General features: G+C 58.1%; 18 protein-coding genes and 1 pseudogene. 12 read left to right on the forward strand and 7 right to left on the reverse strand.

The window, feature by feature from the left end:
• The first annotated feature begins 63 nt into the window (after window positions 1–63).
• Complete coding sequence (locus RYC18_RS16225; protein WP_316886484.1) at window positions 64–264, forward strand: transcriptional regulator; 201 nt, start codon at window positions 64–66, stop codon at window positions 262–264.
• Window positions 265–524: 260 nt separating this feature from the next.
• Here RYC18_RS16225 and RYC18_RS16230 read toward each other — a convergent pair whose 3' ends face one another.
• A complete protein-coding gene (locus RYC18_RS16230) occupies window positions 525–755 on the reverse strand; it encodes a hypothetical protein (protein ID WP_316886485.1) in 231 nt (76 codons plus the stop codon).
• Window positions 756–1,343: 588 nt separating this feature from the next.
• Between RYC18_RS16230 and RYC18_RS16235 the strand changes: the two genes are divergently transcribed.
• From RYC18_RS16235 to tadA, 4 genes are all read left to right on the forward strand, one after another.
• Window positions 1,344–1,829 (forward strand): hypothetical protein, encoded by a 486-nt coding sequence (locus RYC18_RS16235; protein ID WP_316886486.1) that lies wholly within the window; start codon window positions 1,344–1,346, stop codon window positions 1,827–1,829.
• 444 nt (window positions 1,830–2,273) lie between these two features.
• Window positions 2,274–4,250, forward strand: coding sequence for a tetratricopeptide repeat protein (locus tag RYC18_RS16240; RefSeq protein WP_316886487.1), 1,977 nt, complete (start codon window positions 2,274–2,276; stop codon window positions 4,248–4,250).
• A gap of 178 nt (window positions 4,251–4,428) precedes the next feature.
• Window positions 4,429–5,802: a multicopper oxidase family protein gene (locus RYC18_RS16245; protein WP_316886488.1), complete on the forward strand. Its 1,374-nt coding sequence runs from the start codon at window positions 4,429–4,431 to the stop codon at window positions 5,800–5,802.
• Window positions 5,802–6,311 carry a tRNA adenosine(34) deaminase TadA gene (tadA, locus tag RYC18_RS16250; RefSeq protein WP_316886489.1) on the forward strand — a complete coding sequence of 170 codons (510 nt, stop codon included), beginning with the start codon at window positions 5,802–5,804 and terminating at the stop codon, window positions 6,309–6,311. The genes RYC18_RS16245 and tadA overlap by 1 nt, the downstream gene beginning before the upstream one ends.
• Here the strand turns inward: tadA and mltF are convergent.
• The gene (gene mltF / locus RYC18_RS16255; protein ID WP_002552508.1) at window positions 6,308–7,798 is read right to left on the reverse strand and encodes a membrane-bound lytic murein transglycosylase MltF; all 1,491 of its coding nucleotides are present in this window, start codon (window positions 7,796–7,798) and stop codon (window positions 6,308–6,310) included. The genes tadA and mltF overlap by 4 nt on opposite strands.
• Window positions 7,799–8,011: 213 nt before the next feature.
• Here mltF and purL point away from each other — a divergent pair, with 213 nt between their 5' ends.
• Together purL and RYC18_RS16265 are read left to right on the forward strand one after the other, a co-directional pair.
• Window positions 8,012–11,908 carry a phosphoribosylformylglycinamidine synthase gene (gene purL, locus RYC18_RS16260; RefSeq protein WP_316886490.1) on the forward strand — a complete coding sequence of 1,299 codons (3,897 nt, stop codon included), beginning with the start codon at window positions 8,012–8,014 and terminating at the stop codon, window positions 11,906–11,908.
• A gap of 5 nt (window positions 11,909–11,913) precedes the next feature.
• Entirely contained in the window at window positions 11,914–12,225 is a 312-nt protein-coding gene (locus RYC18_RS16265; protein WP_004656323.1) for a YqfO family protein, read from the forward strand.
• A 148-nt stretch (window positions 12,226–12,373) separates the two neighbouring features.
• Here the strand turns inward: RYC18_RS16265 and RYC18_RS16270 are convergent.
• Window positions 12,374–12,796, reverse strand: a pseudogene (locus RYC18_RS16270) (L,D-transpeptidase family protein); the annotation flags it as partial.
• Between the two features lie 204 nt (window positions 12,797–13,000).
• Entirely contained in the window at window positions 13,001–13,552 is a 552-nt protein-coding gene (locus RYC18_RS16275) for an NUDIX hydrolase (protein ID WP_002552512.1), read from the reverse strand.
• Window positions 13,553–13,702: 150 nt separating this feature from the next.
• Between RYC18_RS16275 and RYC18_RS16280 the strand changes: the two genes are divergently transcribed.
• The 5 genes from RYC18_RS16280 (at window position 13,703) to purT (ending at window position 17,151) form a co-directional block, all read left to right on the forward strand.
• Window positions 13,703–14,299: a CoA pyrophosphatase gene (locus RYC18_RS16280; protein WP_005732461.1), complete on the forward strand. Its 597-nt coding sequence runs from the start codon at window positions 13,703–13,705 to the stop codon at window positions 14,297–14,299.
• Window positions 14,300–14,390: 91 nt separating this feature from the next.
• Window positions 14,391–14,915 carry a gamma carbonic anhydrase family protein gene (locus tag RYC18_RS16285; protein ID WP_004656329.1) on the forward strand — a complete coding sequence of 175 codons (525 nt, stop codon included), beginning with the start codon at window positions 14,391–14,393 and terminating at the stop codon, window positions 14,913–14,915.
• The gene (locus RYC18_RS16290) at window positions 14,915–15,133 is read left to right on the forward strand and encodes a DUF1289 domain-containing protein (protein ID WP_004656331.1); all 219 of its coding nucleotides are present in this window, start codon (window positions 14,915–14,917) and stop codon (window positions 15,131–15,133) included. Before RYC18_RS16285 ends, RYC18_RS16290 begins: the two co-directional genes overlap by 1 nt.
• A 265-nt stretch (window positions 15,134–15,398) precedes the next feature.
• Window positions 15,399–15,866, forward strand: coding sequence for a preQ0 transporter (locus RYC18_RS16295; RefSeq protein WP_316886491.1), 468 nt, complete (start codon window positions 15,399–15,401; stop codon window positions 15,864–15,866).
• A 103-nt stretch (window positions 15,867–15,969) separates the two neighbouring features.
• Window positions 15,970–17,151 carry a formate-dependent phosphoribosylglycinamide formyltransferase gene (purT, locus tag RYC18_RS16300; RefSeq protein WP_002552516.1) on the forward strand — a complete coding sequence of 394 codons (1,182 nt, stop codon included), beginning with the start codon at window positions 15,970–15,972 and terminating at the stop codon, window positions 17,149–17,151.
• 56 nt (window positions 17,152–17,207) lie between these two features.
• Here purT and RYC18_RS16305 read toward each other — a convergent pair whose 3' ends face one another.
• From RYC18_RS16305 to RYC18_RS16315, 3 genes are all read right to left on the reverse strand, one after another.
• Window positions 17,208–18,518 carry an MFS transporter gene (locus RYC18_RS16305; RefSeq protein ID WP_316886492.1) on the reverse strand — a complete coding sequence of 437 codons (1,311 nt, stop codon included), beginning with the start codon at window positions 18,516–18,518 and terminating at the stop codon, window positions 17,208–17,210.
• A 149-nt stretch (window positions 18,519–18,667) separates the two neighbouring features.
• Window positions 18,668–19,915: a CNNM domain-containing protein gene (locus RYC18_RS16310; RefSeq protein ID WP_316886493.1), complete on the reverse strand. Its 1,248-nt coding sequence runs from the start codon at window positions 19,913–19,915 to the stop codon at window positions 18,668–18,670.
• A gap of 12 nt (window positions 19,916–19,927) precedes the next feature.
• Entirely contained in the window at window positions 19,928–20,740 is an 813-nt protein-coding gene (locus RYC18_RS16315) for an inner membrane protein YpjD (RefSeq protein WP_002552519.1), read from the reverse strand.
• Between the last annotated feature and the right edge of the window lie 177 nt (window positions 20,741–20,917).

Genomic DNA, 20,917 nt, shown 5'->3' on the forward strand with positions numbered 1-20,917 from the left:
GCTTCTTTGGCATTTGTGGCTTAACCTTCTCACCGCCAGCAAAACGATAGAGGATGGCACCATATGAAAAGCGTATCGCGCGACCAAGCGATGGCCGAACAATTTCACGCGGATCCTGGCTATGCAGAGGAACTGCTTGGAGCGGCGGGCCAAGAGGACGAATCAGCTGAGATGGCTATCCTATTGAGACAGAAGGCTAACGCGTTCTGGCAGAATGAGGTGTCAAACCTTGCCGATACCGACAACAAGCCTTCACATAGATAACGTCACATGGCATAAATCATGGCTCTATACTTTTCATTTGATACAAGCTATTGATTTTCATGGGTTTATTTCTAATATTTATAATAGAGTGGGAGCGATGGCGCGTCCGGCACAATTTAGCAAGAAGTGCCCTGGAACCCGCGTAATTTCAGGCTTTTAGCTTTTTGGGTCTGGCAAGTTCTGGCATTTTTTTGCATCGCTAAGCATCATGTTTGTGCAGCGTGATTATCAGGCGGGCCGGGCCCGCAAAAAAATCAGCGCTACTTCACCTGCTTCTCTTTCATTTTTTCGAGAGCATCAGGCAGGCTCTGAATAAACTTCACGCCTAGATAAATCGACCCTTTGCCGAATAGCTTTGCCGTCGAAGCAGCGCGGGCTTTACCCGTGCCATAAGAAAAGTCCCCCTTAACTTCATTCCACGCATCCCCTATCATTTTATCCAACGACTCATTGAAAGAGGGTCTGCTTTTTTTCTGAGTCTCATCGTCCATAAATTCACTCCTTGCCCAAGCACGCTCACGGCGGCGAATTGGGCCTGTTTTACACGTAGTATGATTTGTGATCAGTTCTCAACTGCGGAAATTATCTTCGCCTGACCACGCTCTCTCTCTTTGATTTTTTCCTTAGCCTGACTCGCACTGCTGGCCCGCACGGTTGTTGTGATTACTGAGGAGCTCGTGCCGCGAGTAAACGTTACTCGGAAATTCTTGTCGGACATCCCTGTTTCTCCAATTGATATCAAATTGCCTTACCTACAGACATTTATCATTTGTTTCTTGAAAGCACAACCTGTGCAACCGCGAAATTTCGCTCTGGTTGTTCGTGCTTATCCCCCCTTTTGTCTGCGCGAGCTGCCCAAGGATGAAGTCCGTCGTCTGGGATTTGAGTTCGTTCTGCCGTACGACATCTCCTATCGCCACCAATTGACCCCAAAGCAGCTCATTTGAAACTGATCTGAAGTTCAAGGAAAATCGTTACGGAAAATCCGCTCAAAGGCACCCCAAGCCCCTAACTTCAACGCCGGGGCATCCAGCAAAAAGAATCGATATCCGCATCCGCAAAAACCAAGGATCCCATTCATGAAATCCCGATTTCCTTACAGTTCATCCTTTCTGATCATATTGTCGCTGACAGGATGCGCAGCGAATATGGATGCTGCAAAGCACGATCAGCCTAGAGAAAGCGTGCTTTACGGTAGTTGGCATGTTGCAGGTGTAGCGGTATCAGACTCGGGCGTGCAGGCACTGGTGGATGATGATCCGAGCTTTATGGGGCGACGTCTCAGCTTCAATCACGACCAGCTTGCATGGAAAGCGTCCACAGACTCGACGGAAGATGTGTGCAAGGGGCCCGGTTTTCATAAGCTTCCGGCGATGAGTGGAGCTGAACTGGAGCCGCAACTCCATAAGCTTGGCATCGAAAAAGCTGTGCGCTATAGCGTTGAATGCAAATCTGGGAGCTGGGGTCCTTTTGATAAAGAAACTCCGGCATTTTTCCTGGCACAGGACGGGTCGTTAGCTCTTTCCTGGTATGACGGCGGACTGCTGAAGCTCGTGCGAGACTGATCACGCACAGACCCTTCGCATAGCGCTGTGAAGGGTCTACTAGAAAAGAAACCCGCGCTGTAACCAGATGCAGCCGTAAATCCACCAGCCACCTGAAAAGCTCACTGGACCCATGACGCCAAAGGTCCCGGTGAGCAAGAATATCGCTGTCGATACTTGCCTGACCGTTCGTGCGTCGGGATCGTAAATAGTGCTCATCTCGGCCGGTAATCCTTTCTTGTGTCATCCAGTGTTTAGTCTTGGCCTACTCTGGACATGGTGTGTTGCGTGAGCAGGCCGGCCGCTGTAAATGTCCTAGGCTATGGCGGCTGCTCCCCGGGGTACCAGCCTGACCAAGTTCAAACGCCACAATATCACCAGTGGCGAATGTACACGCTGGCCCTCCGCACACGTTATGACCTGAAGCCACTTGCCCATTAACCCCAAACCGCGGCGACTCCACTCATGTTCAAACGCATTCTGTCCGCTCTCAGCGGCAAGAAACCTCAAGCTTCAACAGATAACGCGCCTGCTGATACGACGTCGCCAGAAGCCCACGACGGCGAGTTGATCACTGCCTACGACAGTTACGGACGCGAGATAAAGATCACTCGGGCCGAGTGGCGCGAGCAGGTGTTCCTGCCCAATCTGAAGCAGCACTGGGGTGATGCTGACGAGCTCTACAACCTCATTGTTTCGGGCCTGAACGATGGATTTGCGACTGACCTCATGCCAGCAGCCGAACGACTGGTCGAGATCGACGCTAATCCCGAGCGCAGTCATGTGGTGAACGGCATCGTGCTGATGCACAACGCTCAGCTTGATGCTGCTGAAGCCACTCTGCGGGCCGGGATGGCTAAAGTCGGTGTGTCGGGAATCATTCTGACCAATCTGGCCAAGGTGTTTGCCGAGCGTGGCGATCAATCAGTTGCAGAGGCAACGCTATGGCAGGCGGTTGAAGCCGACCCGAATCAAGAGAATGGTGTGATGTGGTGGCTGAGCATTCAGCAGGAGCGGGGCGGCGAGGCGGCCTATCTCGCTGCTCTTCACACAGTAGCGGCGTTGCCGGGCAGTTGGCGTGCGCAGTTGTGGATGGCGCGGCATTACCTGCAACAGCGCAACGTCGCGCAGGCGCGCGTGCTGTATGAAGAAGTGTTGGCAGGTGGCCAGTTCGACCGAAGCGCGCTGCAGATGATCTCGGGGGATCTGGGCAACAATGGCCACATCCCGCTGATCGTCGAGCTTGTCGGGCCTGCTTACGATGAGCACAAACATGATTCGACGGCAGGTCTCAACTTGCTGCGTGCCTATCAGGAGCTGGGCAGGGTGGATGAAGGCGAGGCCTTGCTTACGCGCTTGTATGCCCTCGGCTTTGCGCCAATCAAAAGTCACCTTGACCAGTTTGCGCACGCTTTCGAGGACGTGCGCAGGCAGGAAGACAAAGGCGTTCCGATTGATCCTGCCAGCGTGACGATCAATACCGTGGCGCTTACCAAGCCGGTCTGGCACTACGGTTTGCGCAATGCTGACTGGCTCTTCGCGCAAAAACCGGAAGGTGCGCCAGAAATCGGTTTCTTCGCCTTGTCCAAAATCATGGAGAAAGCAGAACCTGCCGAATCGCAGCGCGAGGATGATATCGGGCGCTATACGCGTGCCATCCCTCTTTACATGGCTGAGTCGGTTCACTACTGGAATGACTATGCAGCCAATTGTTATGTCCAGGTCGCGGAGGGTGCGGGGCCGGTTGTATCGGGGGTTGAGGTCGACGGCAACACATTGTTCGATATCGTCCCGCCAACGACGAAGTATTTCGTGACGGGCGAGGTGGGGTGTTCGGGTGAGGGCGATCAGGCCCAGTGGCGGATTTCACTGAGCCTATGGAATTGCACGACCCGCACCCGGCAAACCGTTGAAAACGGCAGTGCAGGCAAGGCGGAACTTGGCGCGCTGGTACTTGATCTTCAACAGCGCTTGCTGGCCGGCATCGGACTCAAGCGTGAGCAGCCACTGGATGTGTTTTACCGGCAGCCTGACGCTGAAGTCCTGCCGGTGTATCTGACCCAGTTGGGCCAATCATTCATGCTGACGTTGCTTGCGAACGACCATTTACCCAAGTCGTCGATGTGGGGCGAACGCGCGATGCTCGAATGGCCCCTGAATATGGCGCTCCAGTGGCCTGAGATAGAAACCGCAAAACTGATGTACCTCTCCGGGTTGGGAAAGGCTTTCGATTACAAGTCGGATACAGTGGCCGAGCACAAGCAACGAAGCCTGCAAGTGCTGAGCGAACTGGAACGGGCGAACAGCCCGGCATCGCGCCTCGCACCGCTGATATGGAAAGGGTTTGGCATGCAGGCAGAGTTGCAGGGTCACCGCGCCAATGTACCGCCTGATGCAGAGCCGGCATATATCGAATGGCTGGAGCGGGTTAGTCAGTCGTAGCGCGGTTAATTGATGCAAAAAGCCGGAGCGGGCGTCACTGCCTTGCCCGGCTTTTTTACGCCTCAACTTCAGTTCGTGGTATCCACCCTTATCTTTACGCAAATGCAGGTGTATCGTATTCGCCCCTCGCATTTGCTCGCAGATGCGCTCAGTCGTCGTTTTCGAGGTCCCGCCGTTCATGTCCTTTACCCGTCGTCAGATCCTCACAGGCATCGCCGGTCTTGCTGTAGTCGGCCTTGGCGCGGGTGGTGCTTCGCGTTACTGGATGGGGCGTCGTGAGTCGCAAGCGGGTTCGGACTTCGTGCTGATCGCCGCGCCACTGGATATAGAGTTGGTCCCTGGCCACAAGACACCTGCCTGGGCGTTTGGCGGTTCTGCGCCGGGCACCGAATTGCGGGTGCGGCAGGGTGAGTGGCTGCGGTTGCGCTTCATCAATCAGTTACCGGTCGAGACGACCATTCACTGGCATGGCATCCGCTTGCCGCTGGAGATGGACGGCGTGCCATACGTTTCTCAGTTGCCAGTGAAGCCGGGCGAATATTTCGATTACAAATTCCGTGTGCCGGATGCCGGTAGCTATTGGTATCACCCGCACGTCAGCAGCAGTGAAGAGCTGGGCCGCGGGTTGGTCGGGCCGCTGATCGTTGAAGAGCGCGAGCCCACCGGTTTCGCCCATGAGCGCACGGTCAGCCTGAAAAGCTGGCATGTGGATGAAGTTGGCGCGTTTACCGAGTTCAGCGTGCTGCGTGAGGCGGCGCGTGAAGGTACGGCGGGTCGGCTTTCGACATTGAATGGTGTTCCGCAGGCGGTCATTGAATTGCCTGCTGGGCAGATTACCCGCGTGCGCTTGCTCAACCTCGATAATACCGTCACCTATCGCCTCAACCTGCCGGACGCCGAGGCGCAGATTTATGCACTGGATGGCAACCCGGTCACGCCGCGGCCGTTTGGCGACGAGTACTGGCTGGGGCCGGGCATGCGCATCTGTCTGGCAATCAAGGCACCGCCTGCGGGTGAGGAAATTTCATTGCGTAACGGCCCGGTGCGTCTGGGGACATTTCGGTCAGTCGCCAATAACGAAGCGCCCGGCCAATGGCCACCTGAGCTGCCGGCCAATCCGGTGGCCGAGCCGGATATGGATAACGCCGAGAAGATCAATTTCAACTTCGAATGGGTGGGCTCAATGTCGGTCAACACCGACAACGGCAAGCCGCCCAGCTTGTGGCAGATCAACGGCGAAGCGTGGGACATTACCGACAAGACTTGCGCCGACCGGCCTATCGCCAAATTGAAGTTGGGCAAGAGCTACATCTTTGAATTGAAGAACATGACTCAGTATCAACACCCGATTCACTTGCACGGCATGAGTTTCAAGGTGATCGCGTCCAATCGGCGCAAGATCATCCCGTACTTTACCGACACGTTCTTACTGGGCCGCAACGAGCGGGCGCGGGTCGCGCTGGTGGCGGATAACCCCGGTGTGTGGATGTTCCACTGCCATGTGATCGATCACATGGAAACTGGTCTCATGGCCGCCATCGAGGTGTCGTGATGCGTCAGCCGCAAATCATCGACCGCAGCAAGGATCAGGACTTCATGCGCGAGGCACTGGCGCTCGCCGCGGAAGGCGCATTGCTGGGCGAAGTGCCCGTCGGTGCAGTCGTGGTGCAGAACGGCGAGATCATTGGTCGTGGTTACAATTGCCCGATCAGCGCAAGCGACCCCAGTGCGCATGCCGAAATGGTCGCTATTCGTGATGCCGCCAGGGCGCTGGACAATTATCGGCTGCCAGGCAGTACGCTTTACGTGACGCTGGAACCATGCAGCATGTGCGCCGGGTTGATCGTGCATTCGCGGGTGGCGCGCGTGGTTTACGGCGCGCTTGAGCCCAAGGCAGGCATCGTTCAAAGCCAAGGGCAATTCTTCAGTCAGGGCTTTCTCAATCACCGCGTGCTGTTTGAGGGCGGGGTATTGAGCGAGGAATGCGGGGCAATGCTGAGTGAGTTTTTCAGAATGCGCCGGGCTGCCAAGGATGCAGATAAAAACCAGGGCGGCGTCTAGAGCGCAGGCTTGTCGGGGCTACTGCCTGAAGCAGGTGCAGGCGGCGCAGGTGGTTGGGTCTTGTCGACACCTGGAACATGCAGGTTGCCATCGGCGACCTGGCTGCCCTCGAGCTGAGGCTGCGTGACCCAGGTCAGAATGTCGTAATAACGACGAATGTTGGCAACGAAATGCACCGGCTCGCCGCCTCGGGCGTAGCCGTAACGCGTTTTGCTGTACCACTTCTTCTGTGCCAGACGCGGCAGCATTTTTTTCACGTCCAGCCATTTATCAGGATTCAGCCCCTCGTTCTGGGCCAATTTGCGCGCATCTTCGAGGTGACCGCTGCCAATGTTGTAGGACGCGAGAGCTAGCCAAGTGCGATCTGGCTCTTTAATCGAGTCGTCCAGCTGATCCTTTACATAGGCAAAATACTTTGCCCCGCCCTGAATGCTCTGTCTCGCGTCGAGCCTGTTGGTCACGCCCATCGCCTGAGCGGTGTTCTGGGTCAGCATCATCAGGCCGCGCACACCGGTTTTCGAGGTAACGGCCGGTTGCCACATTGATTCCTGATAGCCGATGGCGGCCAGCAATCTCCAGTCGACCTGTTCTTTCTTGGCCGATGTCTGAAAGTGTTTCTCGTATTTGGGCAGGCGTTCCTGCAAATGCTGGGCAAAGGTATAGGCGCCAACGTAGCCAAGTACATCGACGTGGCCGTAGTAACGGTCCTTCAGACGTTGCAGCGTGCCATTCTTCTCGACCTTATCGAGGTACGCGTTGATTTCGTTGAGCAGGCTGTTGTCTTCGCCCGGTGCAACCACCCAGCGTTGTTCGCGGGCTTCGCCCAGGTCGAAGGCTACACGCACGTTGGGAAAGTACACCTGGTTCATCGCCAGCTCGTTGGAGTCGACCAGCGTCAGGTCAATCTGGCCTTCATCGACCATACGCAGGAGATCGACGACCTCGACCGCGTCCGACTCTTCATATTCAAGGCCGGGATTCTGCGCCTTGAGTGCCGCAAGCTGCTCGGCATGCGCGCTACCTTTCAGGACCACGATACGTTTACCCACCAGGTCGCCCGGGTCGGTGGGACGCGACTGGCCGTTGCGGTAGACAACCTGAGGGGTCACTTCCAGATAAGAGTGCGAGAAACGCGCCTGTTGCTTGCGCTTTGGCGTCTCGATCAGACCCGCAGCACCCAGGACCGGGCCGCCCGGTTTGTTCATCTGGTCGAACAGATCGTCCAGATTGTCGGCCGTTTCGATCTTCAGTTCGACGCCCAGATCATCGGCGAAACGCTTGACCAGCTCGTATTCGAAGCCGGTTTCGCCGTTGCGATCCTGAAAATAAGTCGCCGGGCTGTTACGGGTGATCACCCGCAGCACGCCGTCCTCCTTGACTCGCTCCAGTGTGGTGGGTTTCTCCACACAGGCGCCGAGCATCAGGAAGAGTCCGGTTGCGATGAGCCACTTGGCGCAACGTGGGCGGAAATCTGGTCTGAAGAACATCGGTGCAGTATACGCAAAGCGCACCGGGCGCCATATCTCGACAGTGACGCCTGCGTCTGATAGGCGAGGGGGTTTTACAGGCATTTTCAGACTTTTTTTGCCTGGAGCGACATTCGGGCGCACCCGATGCCGCCGTTTTGGGTGATCAAAGGCCCGCTTTAGGCTAGAATGTGCGGCCTCAAAGCACACCCCCTTCTCGAGGCTGTCCCGAAGATGTTGATCCTGCGCGGTGCTCCTGCCCTTTCTGCCTTCCGCCACAGCAAATTACTAGAACAACTGAAACAAAAAGTTTCAGCTGTCAGTGGCTTGTACGCCGAATTCGCCCACTTCGCGGACGTCAACGACGTTCTTACCAGCGAAGAACAGCAGGTTCTCGACCGTCTCCTGAAATACGGCCCCAGCGTGCCGGTTCAAGAGCCGAGCGGCCGTCTGTTTCTGGTGTTGCCGCGTTTTGGCACCATTTCACCTTGGTCGAGCAAGGCCAGCGACATCGCCCGCAATTGCGGCCTGACGAAAATCCAGCGCATCGAGCGCGGGATTGCCTTCTATGTAGAAGGTCAGTTCAGTGAGGCCCAGGCTCAGGCAATCGCCGACAGCCTGCACGACCGCATGACGCAACTGGTGTTGGGCGATCACGAGCAGGCCGCTAACCTGTTCAGCCACGCCCAGCCCAAACCGCTGACCGCGGTGGACATTCTGGGTGGCGGTCGCGCGGCGCTGGAAAAAGCCAACGTCGAACTGGGCCTGGCCCTCGCTGAAGATGAAATCGATTACCTGATCACCAGCTTCAACGGTCTCGGGCGCAACCCGCACGACATCGAGCTGATGATGTTTGCCCAGGCAAACTCCGAGCACTGCCGTCACAAGATTTTCAACGCCAGTTGGGATATCGACGGCCAGAGCCAGGAAAAAAGCCTGTTCGGCATGATCAAGAACACCTATCAGATGCACAGCGAAGGCGTGCTGTCCGCCTACAAGGACAACGCTTCGGTGATCGTCGGCAACGTTGCCGGCCGCTTCTTCCCGGACCCGGAAACCCGCCAGTACGGCGCGGTGCAGGAGCCGGTGCATATTCTGATGAAGGTCGAAACTCACAACCACCCGACTGCCATTGCGCCGTTTCCTGGCGCAGCGACCGGTTCCGGCGGCGAGATTCGCGACGAAGGTGCAACCGGTCGCGGTGCCAAGCCCAAGGCAGGTCTGACCGGTTTCACCGTGTCCAACCTGCAGATTCCCGGTTTCGTGCAACCTTGGGAAGTGCCATACGGCAAGCCCGAGCGCATCGTCACCGCGCTGGACATCATGATCGAAGGCCCGCTGGGTGGCGCGGCGTTCAACAACGAGTTCGGCCGTCCGGCGCTGACCGGCTACTTCCGTACCTTTGAGCAGTCCATTACCACGCCGCACGGCGATGAGGTTCGTGGTTATCACAAGCCGATCATGCTGGCTGGCGGTATGGGCAACATCCGCGAAGATCACGTCCAGAAGGGCGAGATCACCGTGGGTTCCAAGCTGATCGTACTGGGTGGCCCGGCAATGCTGATCGGCCTGGGCGGCGGCGCGGCGTCTTCGATGGCGACCGGTACAAGTTCTGCCGACCTGGATTTCGCTTCGGTTCAGCGTGAAAACCCTGAGATGGAGCGTCGCTGTCAGGAAGTGATCGACCGCTGCTGGCAGCTGGGCGACCGTAACCCGATCAGCTTCATCCATGACGTCGGCGCCGGTGGCCTGTCCAACGCCTTCCCCGAACTGGTCAACGATGGCGATCGTGGTGGGCGTTTCGAACTGCGTAACGTGCCCAACGACGAGCCGGGCATGGCCCCGCTGGAAATCTGGAGCAACGAATCCCAGGAGCGTTACGTGCTGGCCGTCGGCGTCGAAGATTTCGACCGTTTCAAGGCCATCTGCGAGCGCGAGCGCTGCCCGTTTGCGGTTGTCGGCGAGGCCACTGCCGAGCCGCAACTGACCGTGACTGACAGCCATTTCGGCAACAGCCCGGTGGACATGCCGCTGGAAGTGTTGCTGGGCAAGGCGCCGCGCATGCACCGTTCGGTCGAGCGCGAAGCCGAGATCGGCGATGATTTCGACCCGAGCACGCTGGATATCGAAGAAAGCGTGCAACGCGTACTGCGTCACCCGGCAGTTGCCAGCAAAAGCTTCCTGATCACCATTGGTGACCGCAGCATTACCGGTCTGGTCGCTCGCGATCAGATGGTCGGCCCGTGGCAGGTGCCTGTGGCTGACTGCGCAGTGACCGCGACCAGCTTCGACGTCAACACGGGCGAAGCCATGGCAATGGGCGAGCGCACGCCGCTGGCTCTTCTGGATGCTCCGGCGTCGGGCCGCATGGCGATCGGCGAAACGCTGACCAACATTGCGGCCTCACGTATTGAAAAGCTGTCTGACATCAAGCTGTCGGCCAACTGGATGTCGGCTGCCGGTCATCCCGGAGAAGACGCGCGTCTTTATGACACCGTGAAAGCGGTGGGCATGGAGCTGTGTCCGGAGCTGGGTATTACCATTCCGGTGGGCAAGGACTCGATGTCCATGAAAACCCGCTGGAGCGATGAGGGCACTGAGAAGAGCGTGACTTCGCCGCTGTCGTTGATCGTGACCGGCTTTGCGCCAGTGGTCGACATTCGTCAGACCCTGACGCCTGAATTGCGCATGGATAAAGGCATCACTGACCTGATCCTGATCGATCTGGGCCGTGGCCAGAACCGCATGGGCGCTTCTATTCTCGCCCAGACTCACGGCAAATTGGGTCGTGTGGCACCAGACGTCGATGACGCTGAAGACCTCAAAGCCTTCTTCGCCGTGATTCAGGGCCTCAATTCAGACGGTCATATCCTCTCCTATCACGACCGTTCCGACGGTGGTCTGCTGGTCAGTACGCTGGAAATGGCCTTTGCCGGTCACTGCGGCCTGAACCTGCACCTCGACGGTGTGGCCGACAACGTTTCCGAGCTAAGCGCGATCCTCTTCAACGAAGAGCTCGGCGCGGTCATCCAGGTGCGTCAGGACGCGACTCCGCTGGTGCTGGCGCAATTCAGCGCTGCCGGTCTGGAAGATTGCGTTGCGGTGATCGGTCAGCCGATCAACAACGACGAAGTCTCGATCAGTTTCCATGGCGAGCCGGTCTTCAGCGGCCAGCGCCGTCTGCTGCAACGTCAGTGGGCCGAGACCAGCTACCAGATCCAGCGCCTTCGCGATAACGCTGAATGCGCTGATCAGGAATTCGATGCGCTGCTGGAAGAAGACAATCCGGGCCTGACCGTCAAACTGGGCTTCGACGTTAACGAAGACATCGCTGCGCCGTACATCAAGACGGGCGTCCGCCCTCAGGTTGCCGTGCTGCGCGAGCAGGGTGTCAACGGTCAGGTCGAGATGGCGGCAGCCTTTGATCGCGCAGGCTTCAATGCGATTGACGTGCACATGAGCGACATCCTTGCCGGTCGTGTCGACTTGAACGACTTCAAGGGCATGGTTGCCTGTGGCGGCTTCTCCTATGGCGATGTGCTGGGTGCCGGTGAAGGCTGGGCCAAGTCGGCACTGTTCAATAGCCGCGCCCGCGATGCGTTCCAGGGCTTCTTCGAGCGTGCCGACAGCTTCACGCTGGGTGTGTGCAACGGTTGCCAGATGCTGTCCAACCTGCACGAGCTGATTCCGGGCAGCGAGTTCTGGCCCCATTTCGTGCGTAACCGCTCCGAGCAGTTCGAAGCGCGCGTGGCAATGGTTCAGGTTCAGGAGTCGGCATCGATCTTCCTGCAAGGCATGGCCGGTTCGCGCATGCCAATCGCCATCGCTCACGGTGAAGGTCACGCAGAGTTCCGCAATGACGACGCGCTGCTTGAGGCGGACGTGTCCGGTACTGTGGCACTGCGCTTCGTCGATAACCACGGCAAGGTCACTGAAACCTACCCGGCCAACCCGAACGGTTCGCCGCGCGGCATCGGCGGCATGACCACCCTGGACGGTCGCGTGACGATCATGATGCCGCACCCGGAACGCGTGTTCCGCGCGGTGCAGAACTCGTGGCGTCCCGAGGACTGGAACGAGGACGCTGCCTGGATGCGCATGTTCCGCAACGCACGGGCCTGGGTTAACTAAGGCGCATGTACAAGCTCGCCTTCTTTGTTCCTCCGAGTCATGTGGACGAGGTCAAGAGCGCTGTATTCGCTGCTGGTGCAGGGCGAATCGGCGCTTACGATCACTGTTCATGGCAAGTGCTCGGCCAGGGCCAGTTCCGCCCGCTGAATGGCAGTCAGCCATTTGTCGGGCAGAGCGGAGTGGTCGAATCGGTGGAGGAATGGAAGGTCGAGCTGGTCGTGGCTGATGATCTGATTCAGCAAGCTGTGTTGGCGCTTAAGCAGAGCCATCCCTACGAAACGCCTGCTTACGAAGTATGGCGGCTGGAAGAGTTCTGAGGGGCTGTACTGGCCTCTTCACGAGCAAGCTAGGCGCGTCGCCCGGACGCTCCCACGATGTAAACGATTGACAGCTATCGTGCGACGCTCCGCGTCGGCATGCCGTTCTGGACGTTCTGCGTCTGATCCTGACTGCTCGCTGCAATGATCAAGGCCGAATCTCGATCATCGTCCCGTCTTTCACCAGATCCCATATCTCCCGCATGTCGTTGTTCTTCAGCGCGATGCATCCGTTGGTCCAGTCCAGCGTGTGGAAGTACCATTCCGGGTACTCTTCATCCACCGGCGTGCCGTGAATCATGATCATGCTGCCCGGTTTCACGCCTTCGCGACGTGCCCGTGCCGAGTCCGAAATGTTCGGGTAGGAAATGTGCATCGACAGGTTGTAGTTATTGCTGGGCTTGCGCCAGTCGAGCCAGTAGAAACCTTCTGGCGTGCGTTGGTCGCCTTCCTGCAATTTGGTGCCCTTGGGGTTCTTGCCCAGAGAAATTCGATAGGTCTTCAGCGCCTCGCCACCGCTGATCAGTTGCAACTGGCGAACCGATTTGAGCACCAGCACCTTGTCGATCGGCTTGCTGGCAATACTCTCGGTATTGATGACTTTATTGTTGATGATTTTCTGTTCGCTGCCCTTGGGCACGATGGTCTGGGTAAACGCAGCCTGCGAAAGCGGTACGAATGACATGCAAAAGAAGGCGAACAACCAGCGCATTACGATTTCCCTGAAGGTGCTTCTTTCTATAAAAAGCGCCGATATTGTGTGCGACCCTGACTTTCAGGTGTCCAGCAACGGACGTGACGGGGGAAGGGCGCTGGTATGAACCGGGTAGACCTGCCGACGCCGATCCGCGAAGAAGTATTCTAGGGTACGTCCGACTGTCATGAAAGCCAGGTCCGACCACGGAATGTCGGCTTCGTCGAATAACTGCACTTCAAGACTCTCGATTCCTGCCGCAAACGCCTCAGTCGCCATTTCTGCCCGATAGAACACATGCACCTGATTGATATGCGGAACGTCGATCAACGTGTACAGATGCAGCTCGGTCAGAGTGGCGCAGGCTTCCTCGATGGTTTCGCGCCGCGCGGCCTGTTCGATGGTTTCGCCGTTTTCCATAAAACCTGCCGGCAGTGTCCAGAAGCCCAGGCGCGGTTCTATGGCCCTGCGGCACAGCAGGACCTTGTCGCCCAGCGTCACCAGACAGCCCGCCACGATGTTCGGATTCTGGTAATGAATGGTGTGACAATGCTCGCAGACATACCGCAATCGGCTGTCGCCTTCGGGAATACGCTGGATAACGGGGTTGCCGCACTGGCTGCAAAATTTCATGGGGTCAGTCGATAGTGAACGCAGTCGCTATCTTGGCCTGTCGTGCTGCGGCTCGGCAACCCTCTGTGTGACAGGAGTTGCCTTGCGAGGGGTTGGGCGCAACCTCGCTTTGGTGCATGATGCCAGACAGGCAACAGATCGAGATTTCCCATGCTGGATGAGCTACTTCGCCGTGTAGTCAGTCATACGCCCGAAACCCTCGACTCGGATCGACGATTCCCCGAGGCGGCTGTTCTGGTGCCTGTCACCCGCAGTGAGCAACCCGAGCTGATTTTGACCTTGCGTGCCAGTGGTCTGTCGACACATGGTGGCGAAGTGGCTTTTCCGGGGGGACGACGCGATCCAGGCGACCCGGACCTGATTTTTACTGCCCTGCGCGAGGCCGAGGAAGAAATCGGACTGCCTCCCGGGCTGGTCGAAGTAGTCGGCCCGTTAAGCCCGCTCATCTCCAAACATGGCATCAAAGTCACGCCGTATGTCGGTGTCATACCTGACTTTGTCGAATATCAGCCCAATGACGGCGAGATCGCGGCGGTGTTCAGCGTACCGCTGGAGTTCTTCCGTCAGGACACCCGTGAACATACGCACCGCATCGATTACGAAGGCCGCAGTTGGTACGTGCCCAGTTACCGTTACGGCGGTTACAAGATCTGGGGGCTTACCGCGATCATGATCGTCGAGCTGGTCAATGTGCTGTACGACACCAAAATCAGTCTGCATCATCCGCCCGAACGCTCGACCACCTGAACCTGAGTGGCTTGCTGCAGAAGTGCTGTCGACAGGAAGTGCTGTTCATAACAATCCGTACCCATGAGTACGACCCGCCTGAGGAAGCTGCATGAAATATCGCCTGGGGGAATCCCGTGTCCAGACCGACCCGCAGAGCTGGGTTGCTCCTAATGCGGTGCTGATCGGTAATGTCAGGCTGGAAGCCGGAGCAAGTGTATGGTTCAACGTGGTGTTGCGTGGCGACAACGAGCTGATCCATATCGGCGAAAACAGTAACGTGCAGGATGGCACAGTAATGCACACCGACATGGGCTCGCCCCTGAGCATCGGCAAGAGTGTGACCATTGGGCATAACGCGATGTTGCATGGCTGCAGCGTTGACGATTACAGCCTGATCGGCATCAACGCGGTCATCCTCAACGGGGCGAAAATTGGTAAATACTGCATCATCGGCGCCAATTCGCTGATCGGAGAAAACAAGGTTATTCCCGACGGGTCGCTGGTCATGGGGTCACCGGGTAAAGTGGTGCGCGAACTCACCGACGTGCAGAAGAAAATGCTGGAAGCCAGCGCCGCCCATTACGTACACAATGCCCAGCGTTACGCCCGTGACCTGGTTGTGCAGGAAGAGTGATGAGCACTGATACCCCGATTGAAAAGCCGGTCCGTTCTCCCTGCGTGAGCATTTGTGCGCTCGATGAGCAGGACATATGCACCGGTTGCCAGCGAACCGTGAACGAGATCACCCGGTGGAGCCGGATGAGCAACGACGAGCGCCGTGTCGTGCTGGGGCTGTGCGACGAGCGCGCCAGGGCCAGCGGGTTGATGTGGACGGTGGGCGGGGCACGCTGACGTTCCCATGGCCTTACAGGAGCGAACTTGCTCGTAAAGAGGCCGGTGCAGTAGAAGAATTTGCTGCGTTTGGAATATAGCCTTCGCGAACAAGTTCGCTCCCACAGGTTATCCGTGGGCGTTGTGGGAGCGAACTTGTTCGCGAAGAGGCCGGTGCAGTCGATGCATTATCTTCGTCAGAAATAGCGCTTTCGCCTACGCCTGGGCACGGTCCTTGCCCGCGTTTGCTATCATTGCCGCTCGCTTGCACAGGCCCAAACCCTCCATGCTTTTCCTGATCGCTTACATCGGCAGTGTCGTGCTGATCAACTTCGCCTTCTCCAGTGCGCCGCATCTGGACATCATCTGGTCTGCCTGGGGCGGTCTGGTGTTTGTGTTGCGCGATATGGTGCAGATTCGCTTTGGTCATGGCGCGATCATCGCCATGCTGGTGGCGCTGGTGCTTTCTTATGTCACCAGCGACCCGACCATTGCCCTGGCCAGCGCCACTGCGTTCGCGGTCTCCGAGTGCATTGACTGGCTGGTGTTCAGCATCACCAGACGCCCGTTGCGTGAGCGGTTATGGATCAGCTCGGCACTCAGCATCCCGCTGGATACCTTTATCTTCTTCGGCATGATCGACGCGCTGACTGCACCGGTCGTGCTCACTGCGCTGGCATCGAAGTTCGCCGGCGTGACCCTGGTCTGGATGATCATGGCCTGGCGAGCGCGGAACAACGCTTGTCCGGGCTGAGCGCCCATTTACCGGGGCTTCGTGGTAAATTGCGCGCCTTTCTCCACAGCGGTTGCTTGCATAAGGCAGGCAGCCCTCGATATCTGCTTCACGAGGACCTGAGATGACTCAAATCGGAACTCCACTGTCGCCCACCGCGACTCGCGTACTGTTCTGCGGCAGCGGCGAACTGGGCAAGGAAGTCGTGATCGAGCTGCAGCGCCTTGGCGTTGAAGTGATCGCTGTTGACCGTTATGAGAACGCGCCCGCGATGCAGGTTGCTCATCGCAGTCATGTGATCAACATGCTCGACGGTGCTGCGTTGCGTGCAGTCATCGAGGCCGAGAAGCCGGATTTCATCGTTCCGGAAATCGAAGCCATCGCCACCGCAACCCTGGTTGAGCTTGAGGCCGAAGGCTTTACCGTGATTCCGACCGCGCGCGCCGCGCAACTGACCATGAACCGCGAAGGCATTCGTCGTCTGGCGGCCGAAGAGCTGAAACTGCCGACCTCGCCTTACCACTTTGCCGACACCTTCGAGGCGTACAGCAAGGCTGTCGAAGACCTCGGTTTCCCTTGCGTGGTCAAGCCGGTCATGAGTTCGTCGGGCAAAGGGCAGAGCCTGCTCAAGAGCGCTGATGACGTGCAGAAAGCCTGGGATTACGCGCAGGAAGGCGGTCGCGCTGGCAAGGGCCGCGTCATTGTCGAAGGTTTCATCGACTTCGATTACGAAATCACCCTGCTGACCGTGCGTCACATCGGTGGCACCACGTTCTGCGCGCCGGTTGGCCATCGCCAGGAGAAGGGCGACTATCAGGAATCCTGGCAGCCGCAGGCCATGAGCCCGGTAGCGTTGGCGGAGTCCGAGCGTGTTGCAAGGGCAGTGACCGAGGCATTGGGTGGTCGTGGCATGTTTGGCGTCGAGCTGTTCATCAAGGGCGATCAGGTGTGGTTCAGCGAAGTCTCGCCACGCCCGCACGACACCGGTCTGGTCACTCTGATTTCTCAGGACCTGTCGCAATTTGCCCTGCACGCTCGCGCAATTCTCGGCCTGCCGATTCCGTTGATCCGCCAGTTCGGGCCATCTGCTTCCGCAGTGATTCTGGTCGAAGGCCAGTCCACTCAGACCGCTTTCGCCAACCTCGGTGCAGCGCTGGCCGAGCCTGACACCGCGTTGCGTCTGTTCGGCAAACCGGAAGTCAACGGTCAACGCCGCATGGGCGTCGCCCTGGCTCGCGACGAGTCCATCGAAGCCGCGCGGGCCAAAGCGACCCGAGCGTCGCAAGCGGTAGACGTAAAGTTGTAAGGGCGCAGCTGCAAGCTACAAGCAGGAGTGTGGTGCTCTTGCTTGCAGCTTGAGGCTTATAGATCCCTATCCCGAGTTTCCTTCAAGCTCAACACCGCCAGCACGCTGATCAGCGCAGCTGCAGATACATACCCGCCCACCCAGCTCAAGCCGCCCATCGCCACCAGTTTCTGGGCGAAGAAGGGGGCAACCGACGCGCCGACGATTCCGCCCAGGTTGTACGCCGCCGATGCGCCTGTGTAGCGAACCTGTGTCGGGAACAGCTCTGGCAGCAGCGCGCCCATGGGGGCAAACGTAATGCCCATCAGAAACAGCTCGATGCATAGAAACAACGCCACAGCCCAAGTGCTGCCGTGGGTTAACAGTGGTTCCATGGTGAAACCTGACAGAATCGCCAGCACACCGCCAACAATCAGTACCGGCTTGCGCCCGAAGCGGTCGCTTGCCAGTGCAGCCAATGGCGTGGCAGCCGCCATGAACAGCACCGCAAAGCACAACAGCCCCAGAAACGTTTCACGGGTATAGCCCAACGTGGCCACGCCGTAACTCAATGAAAACACCGTCGAGATATAAAACAGCGCATAACAGACGACCATCGACGCTGCACCAAGCAGCATTGGCCTCCAGTGCTGGCTGAAGGTTTCCACGATCGGCAGGCTGACGCGTTGGTGACGGGCCATAGCCTTGGCGAAGACGTGAGTTTCTTCCAGCTTCAGGCGCACATACAGCCCGACCATGACCAGCACGGCGCTGAGCAGAAACGGGATTCGCCAGCCCCACGCGCGAAACTGCTCGTCGCTCAGGGTCATGGCCAGTGCCAGAAACAGGCCATTGGCGGCCAGAAAACCGATTGAAGGTCCCAACTGTGGAAACATGCCGAACCAGGCGCGTTTGCCTTTCGGGGCGTTCTCGGTCGCCAGAAGCGCAGCGCCACCCCATTCCCCGCCCAGGCCAAGCCCCTGACCGAAGCGCAGTACACATAGCAGAATCGGTGCCCACGCGCCGATAGTCGCGTAACCGGGCAATACGCCGATCAGCGTGGTGCAGATACCCATCAGCAGCAGCGACGCCACCAGGGTCGATTTACGCCCGATCCGGTCGCCAAAATGACCGAACAGCGCCGACCCGAGCGGGCGTGCGAGAAAGGCGATACCGAAGGTCAGAAATGACGACAGCATCTGCGCCGTACCTGAGGTCTGCGGGAAAAACACCGGACCTATCACCAGCGCGGCGGCAGTGGCGTAAACGTAAAAGTCGTAGAACTCGATAGCTGTGCCGATAAAACTGGCTGTGGCGACGCGGGTTGCCGAATTCACCGGTTTTACGGACTCGGTATTATTTTCGCGAGAGAGCGGGGTGCTGGTCATGCGGATTCCCTGGCTGTCGACTCGCCGGGCGGCAAGGACCGTGCTCCGGCTAGCATTCATTATTGTGATTGTGGGTAAAGCGTCGAGCAGAGTAACCCGAATGGGTCGAGAGACAAGGGTGTCGCCGGGATCTATTTGAAGGCAGAAATCTATTTGAAGGTGCGAACGAGGGTGTTCTGCCACATGGCCACGCGCTTGACGCGATTGTCTTCGGTCTCAAGGATTTCCAGCCGGTAAGGCCCTATTTTCAGGCAGACCGGAGCCTCTGGAATGGTTTCCAATGCTTCGGTAACCAACCCGTTAACGGTTTTCGGACCATCCGAAGGCAGGTGCCAGCCAAGGCTTTTATTGAGTTCGCGAATGGATGCAGCACCTTCTACCTCAAGGCGTCCGTCTTCCTGTTGCTTGACGTGGGGGTTGTCCAGCCGCTGCTCGCTTTCGAATTCGCCGACGATTTCTTCAAGAATGTCTTCAAGGGTGACGATACCCAGCACTTCCCCGTACTCATCAACCACCACGCCGAGGCGGCGCTGCTGTTTGTGGAAATTCAGCAACTGCAACTGCAACGGAGTGCTTTCCGGAACGAAATAAGGCTCGTAGCAGACTGCCAGCAACTGCTCTTTGGTCAGTGTGCCTTTGGGCAGCAGGTGGCTGATGTCGCGTGTATTGATGACGCCCTGAACCTGATTTATGTCGTTGTGATAAACCGGCAGGCGTGTGTGACGTGAAATGATCAGGCGCTCGATGATCAGCTCCATCGGATCATCAAGGTTGACGCCATCCACCTCGTTGCGCGGTATCAGGATGTCATTGACCGTTATGCTGTCCAGTGCGCGGATGCCCGACAGCACGCTGGCGCGCGGATAATGCTCGTGAACAATGTCGTGGCGGTTGGTTTTCTGCACATCGTCTTCAAAGTTCTGCTCCTGTTGCTGCACTTGGCGTGACAAAAACGGGCGCAGCAGCGTCTTGGCGAGCACGTTGAACACGTAGGCCAGCGGCCAGACGATCTTCATTGGAATGCGCAGTACGCCATTGCCCAGTAGCAGTGTCGAGACAGGGTGACGGTTCGCCAAGCGGCGCGGTATGTATTCGGCGAACACCAGCATGACGCTCACGGTACCCAGCCATGCCACGGTCGGGCCGTTGTAGAGCCAGTAATTGGCAGCAATCAGTGTTGCGATTACGGTGATCAGTACCCTTATCAGCGTATTGCCCAGGATCAGGCTGTTCAGGTTGAACGCCAGCTCGGGAAGCGGCGCGGCCTTGTCCGAACGGCTGGCGGCGCGCATTGCCTTGAGTTGGTGGTGCGCGGCTTCGACTGACGTCAGCAGACCAGCCCAGAGCATAAGGAGGGCGAGGACGCCAAGCAGTGGGCCAAGGGGCAGATTATCCATGATCAGGGCCCGTCAGATGTGCAGGATGAATTCGCGTACCAGCTTGCTGCCGAAGTAGGCGAGCATCAGCAGGCAGAAGCCGCCCAGGGTCCAGCGAATGGCTTTGTGACCTCGCCATCCAAGGCGGTTGCGCCCCCACAGCAGTACGCTGAATACGACCCAGGCCAGGCAAGCCAGCAGGGTCTTGTGCACCAGATGCTGGGCAAACAGGTTTTCAACGAACAGCCAGCCGGAAATCAGCGACAGCGAAAGCAGCGTCCAGCCAGCCCAGAGGAAGCCGAACAAAAGGCTTTCCATGGTTTGCAGCGGCGGGAAGTTCTTGATCAGTCCGGAAGGGTGCTTGTGCTTGAGTCGGTAGTCCTGCAACAGCAACAGCAACGCCTGGAATACGGCAATGGTGAACATTCCGTAAGCCAGCAGCGACAGCAGTATATGGCTCAGGATGCCGGGTTCTTCCATGATCGGCTGTACGGTGCCGCTGGGGGCGAACTGAGCGAGCAGCACGGTCACCATTCCCAATGGGAACAGCAGCACCAGCAGGTTTTCCACCGGAATGCGTGACGTGGCGATCAAGGTCACAACGATCACTGACGCGGCGATCAGGCTGGCCGAGTTGAAAAAGTCCAGACCCAGGCCGACGGAATGCGTCAGTTGGGAAAACAGACCGATGGCGTGTGCGATCACCGCCAGCGTACCGAGCAGGCAAAGCAGCCGCTTGTCGGGCTTGACGGCCTGGCTCAGGCGCAGGCTCTGATAGACGGTCGCAGCGGCGTACAGAACGGCGGCGGCGAGGCTGGGAAGCAGGCTGGGTGGCAAAGGGGACATAGATCCTGATGGACGGGCCTGAAAAGACGTTGAGTTTGGCATATAACCGGCAAATCACGAAAGACCACAGAAGCAGACTGCGTGGTGTCCGTGCGGCGGAGTCTTCGCTATAATCCGCGACCTGCTCAAGCCGCAGGCTCGCCGAGCGCCATTTCTGCATTACGGGCCGGGCCGCAT

This window comes from Pseudomonas syringae group sp. 247E2, from assembly GCF_032587795.1.
GTDB classification, from domain to species: Bacteria; Pseudomonadota; Gammaproteobacteria; order Pseudomonadales; family Pseudomonadaceae; genus Aquipseudomonas; species Aquipseudomonas amygdali.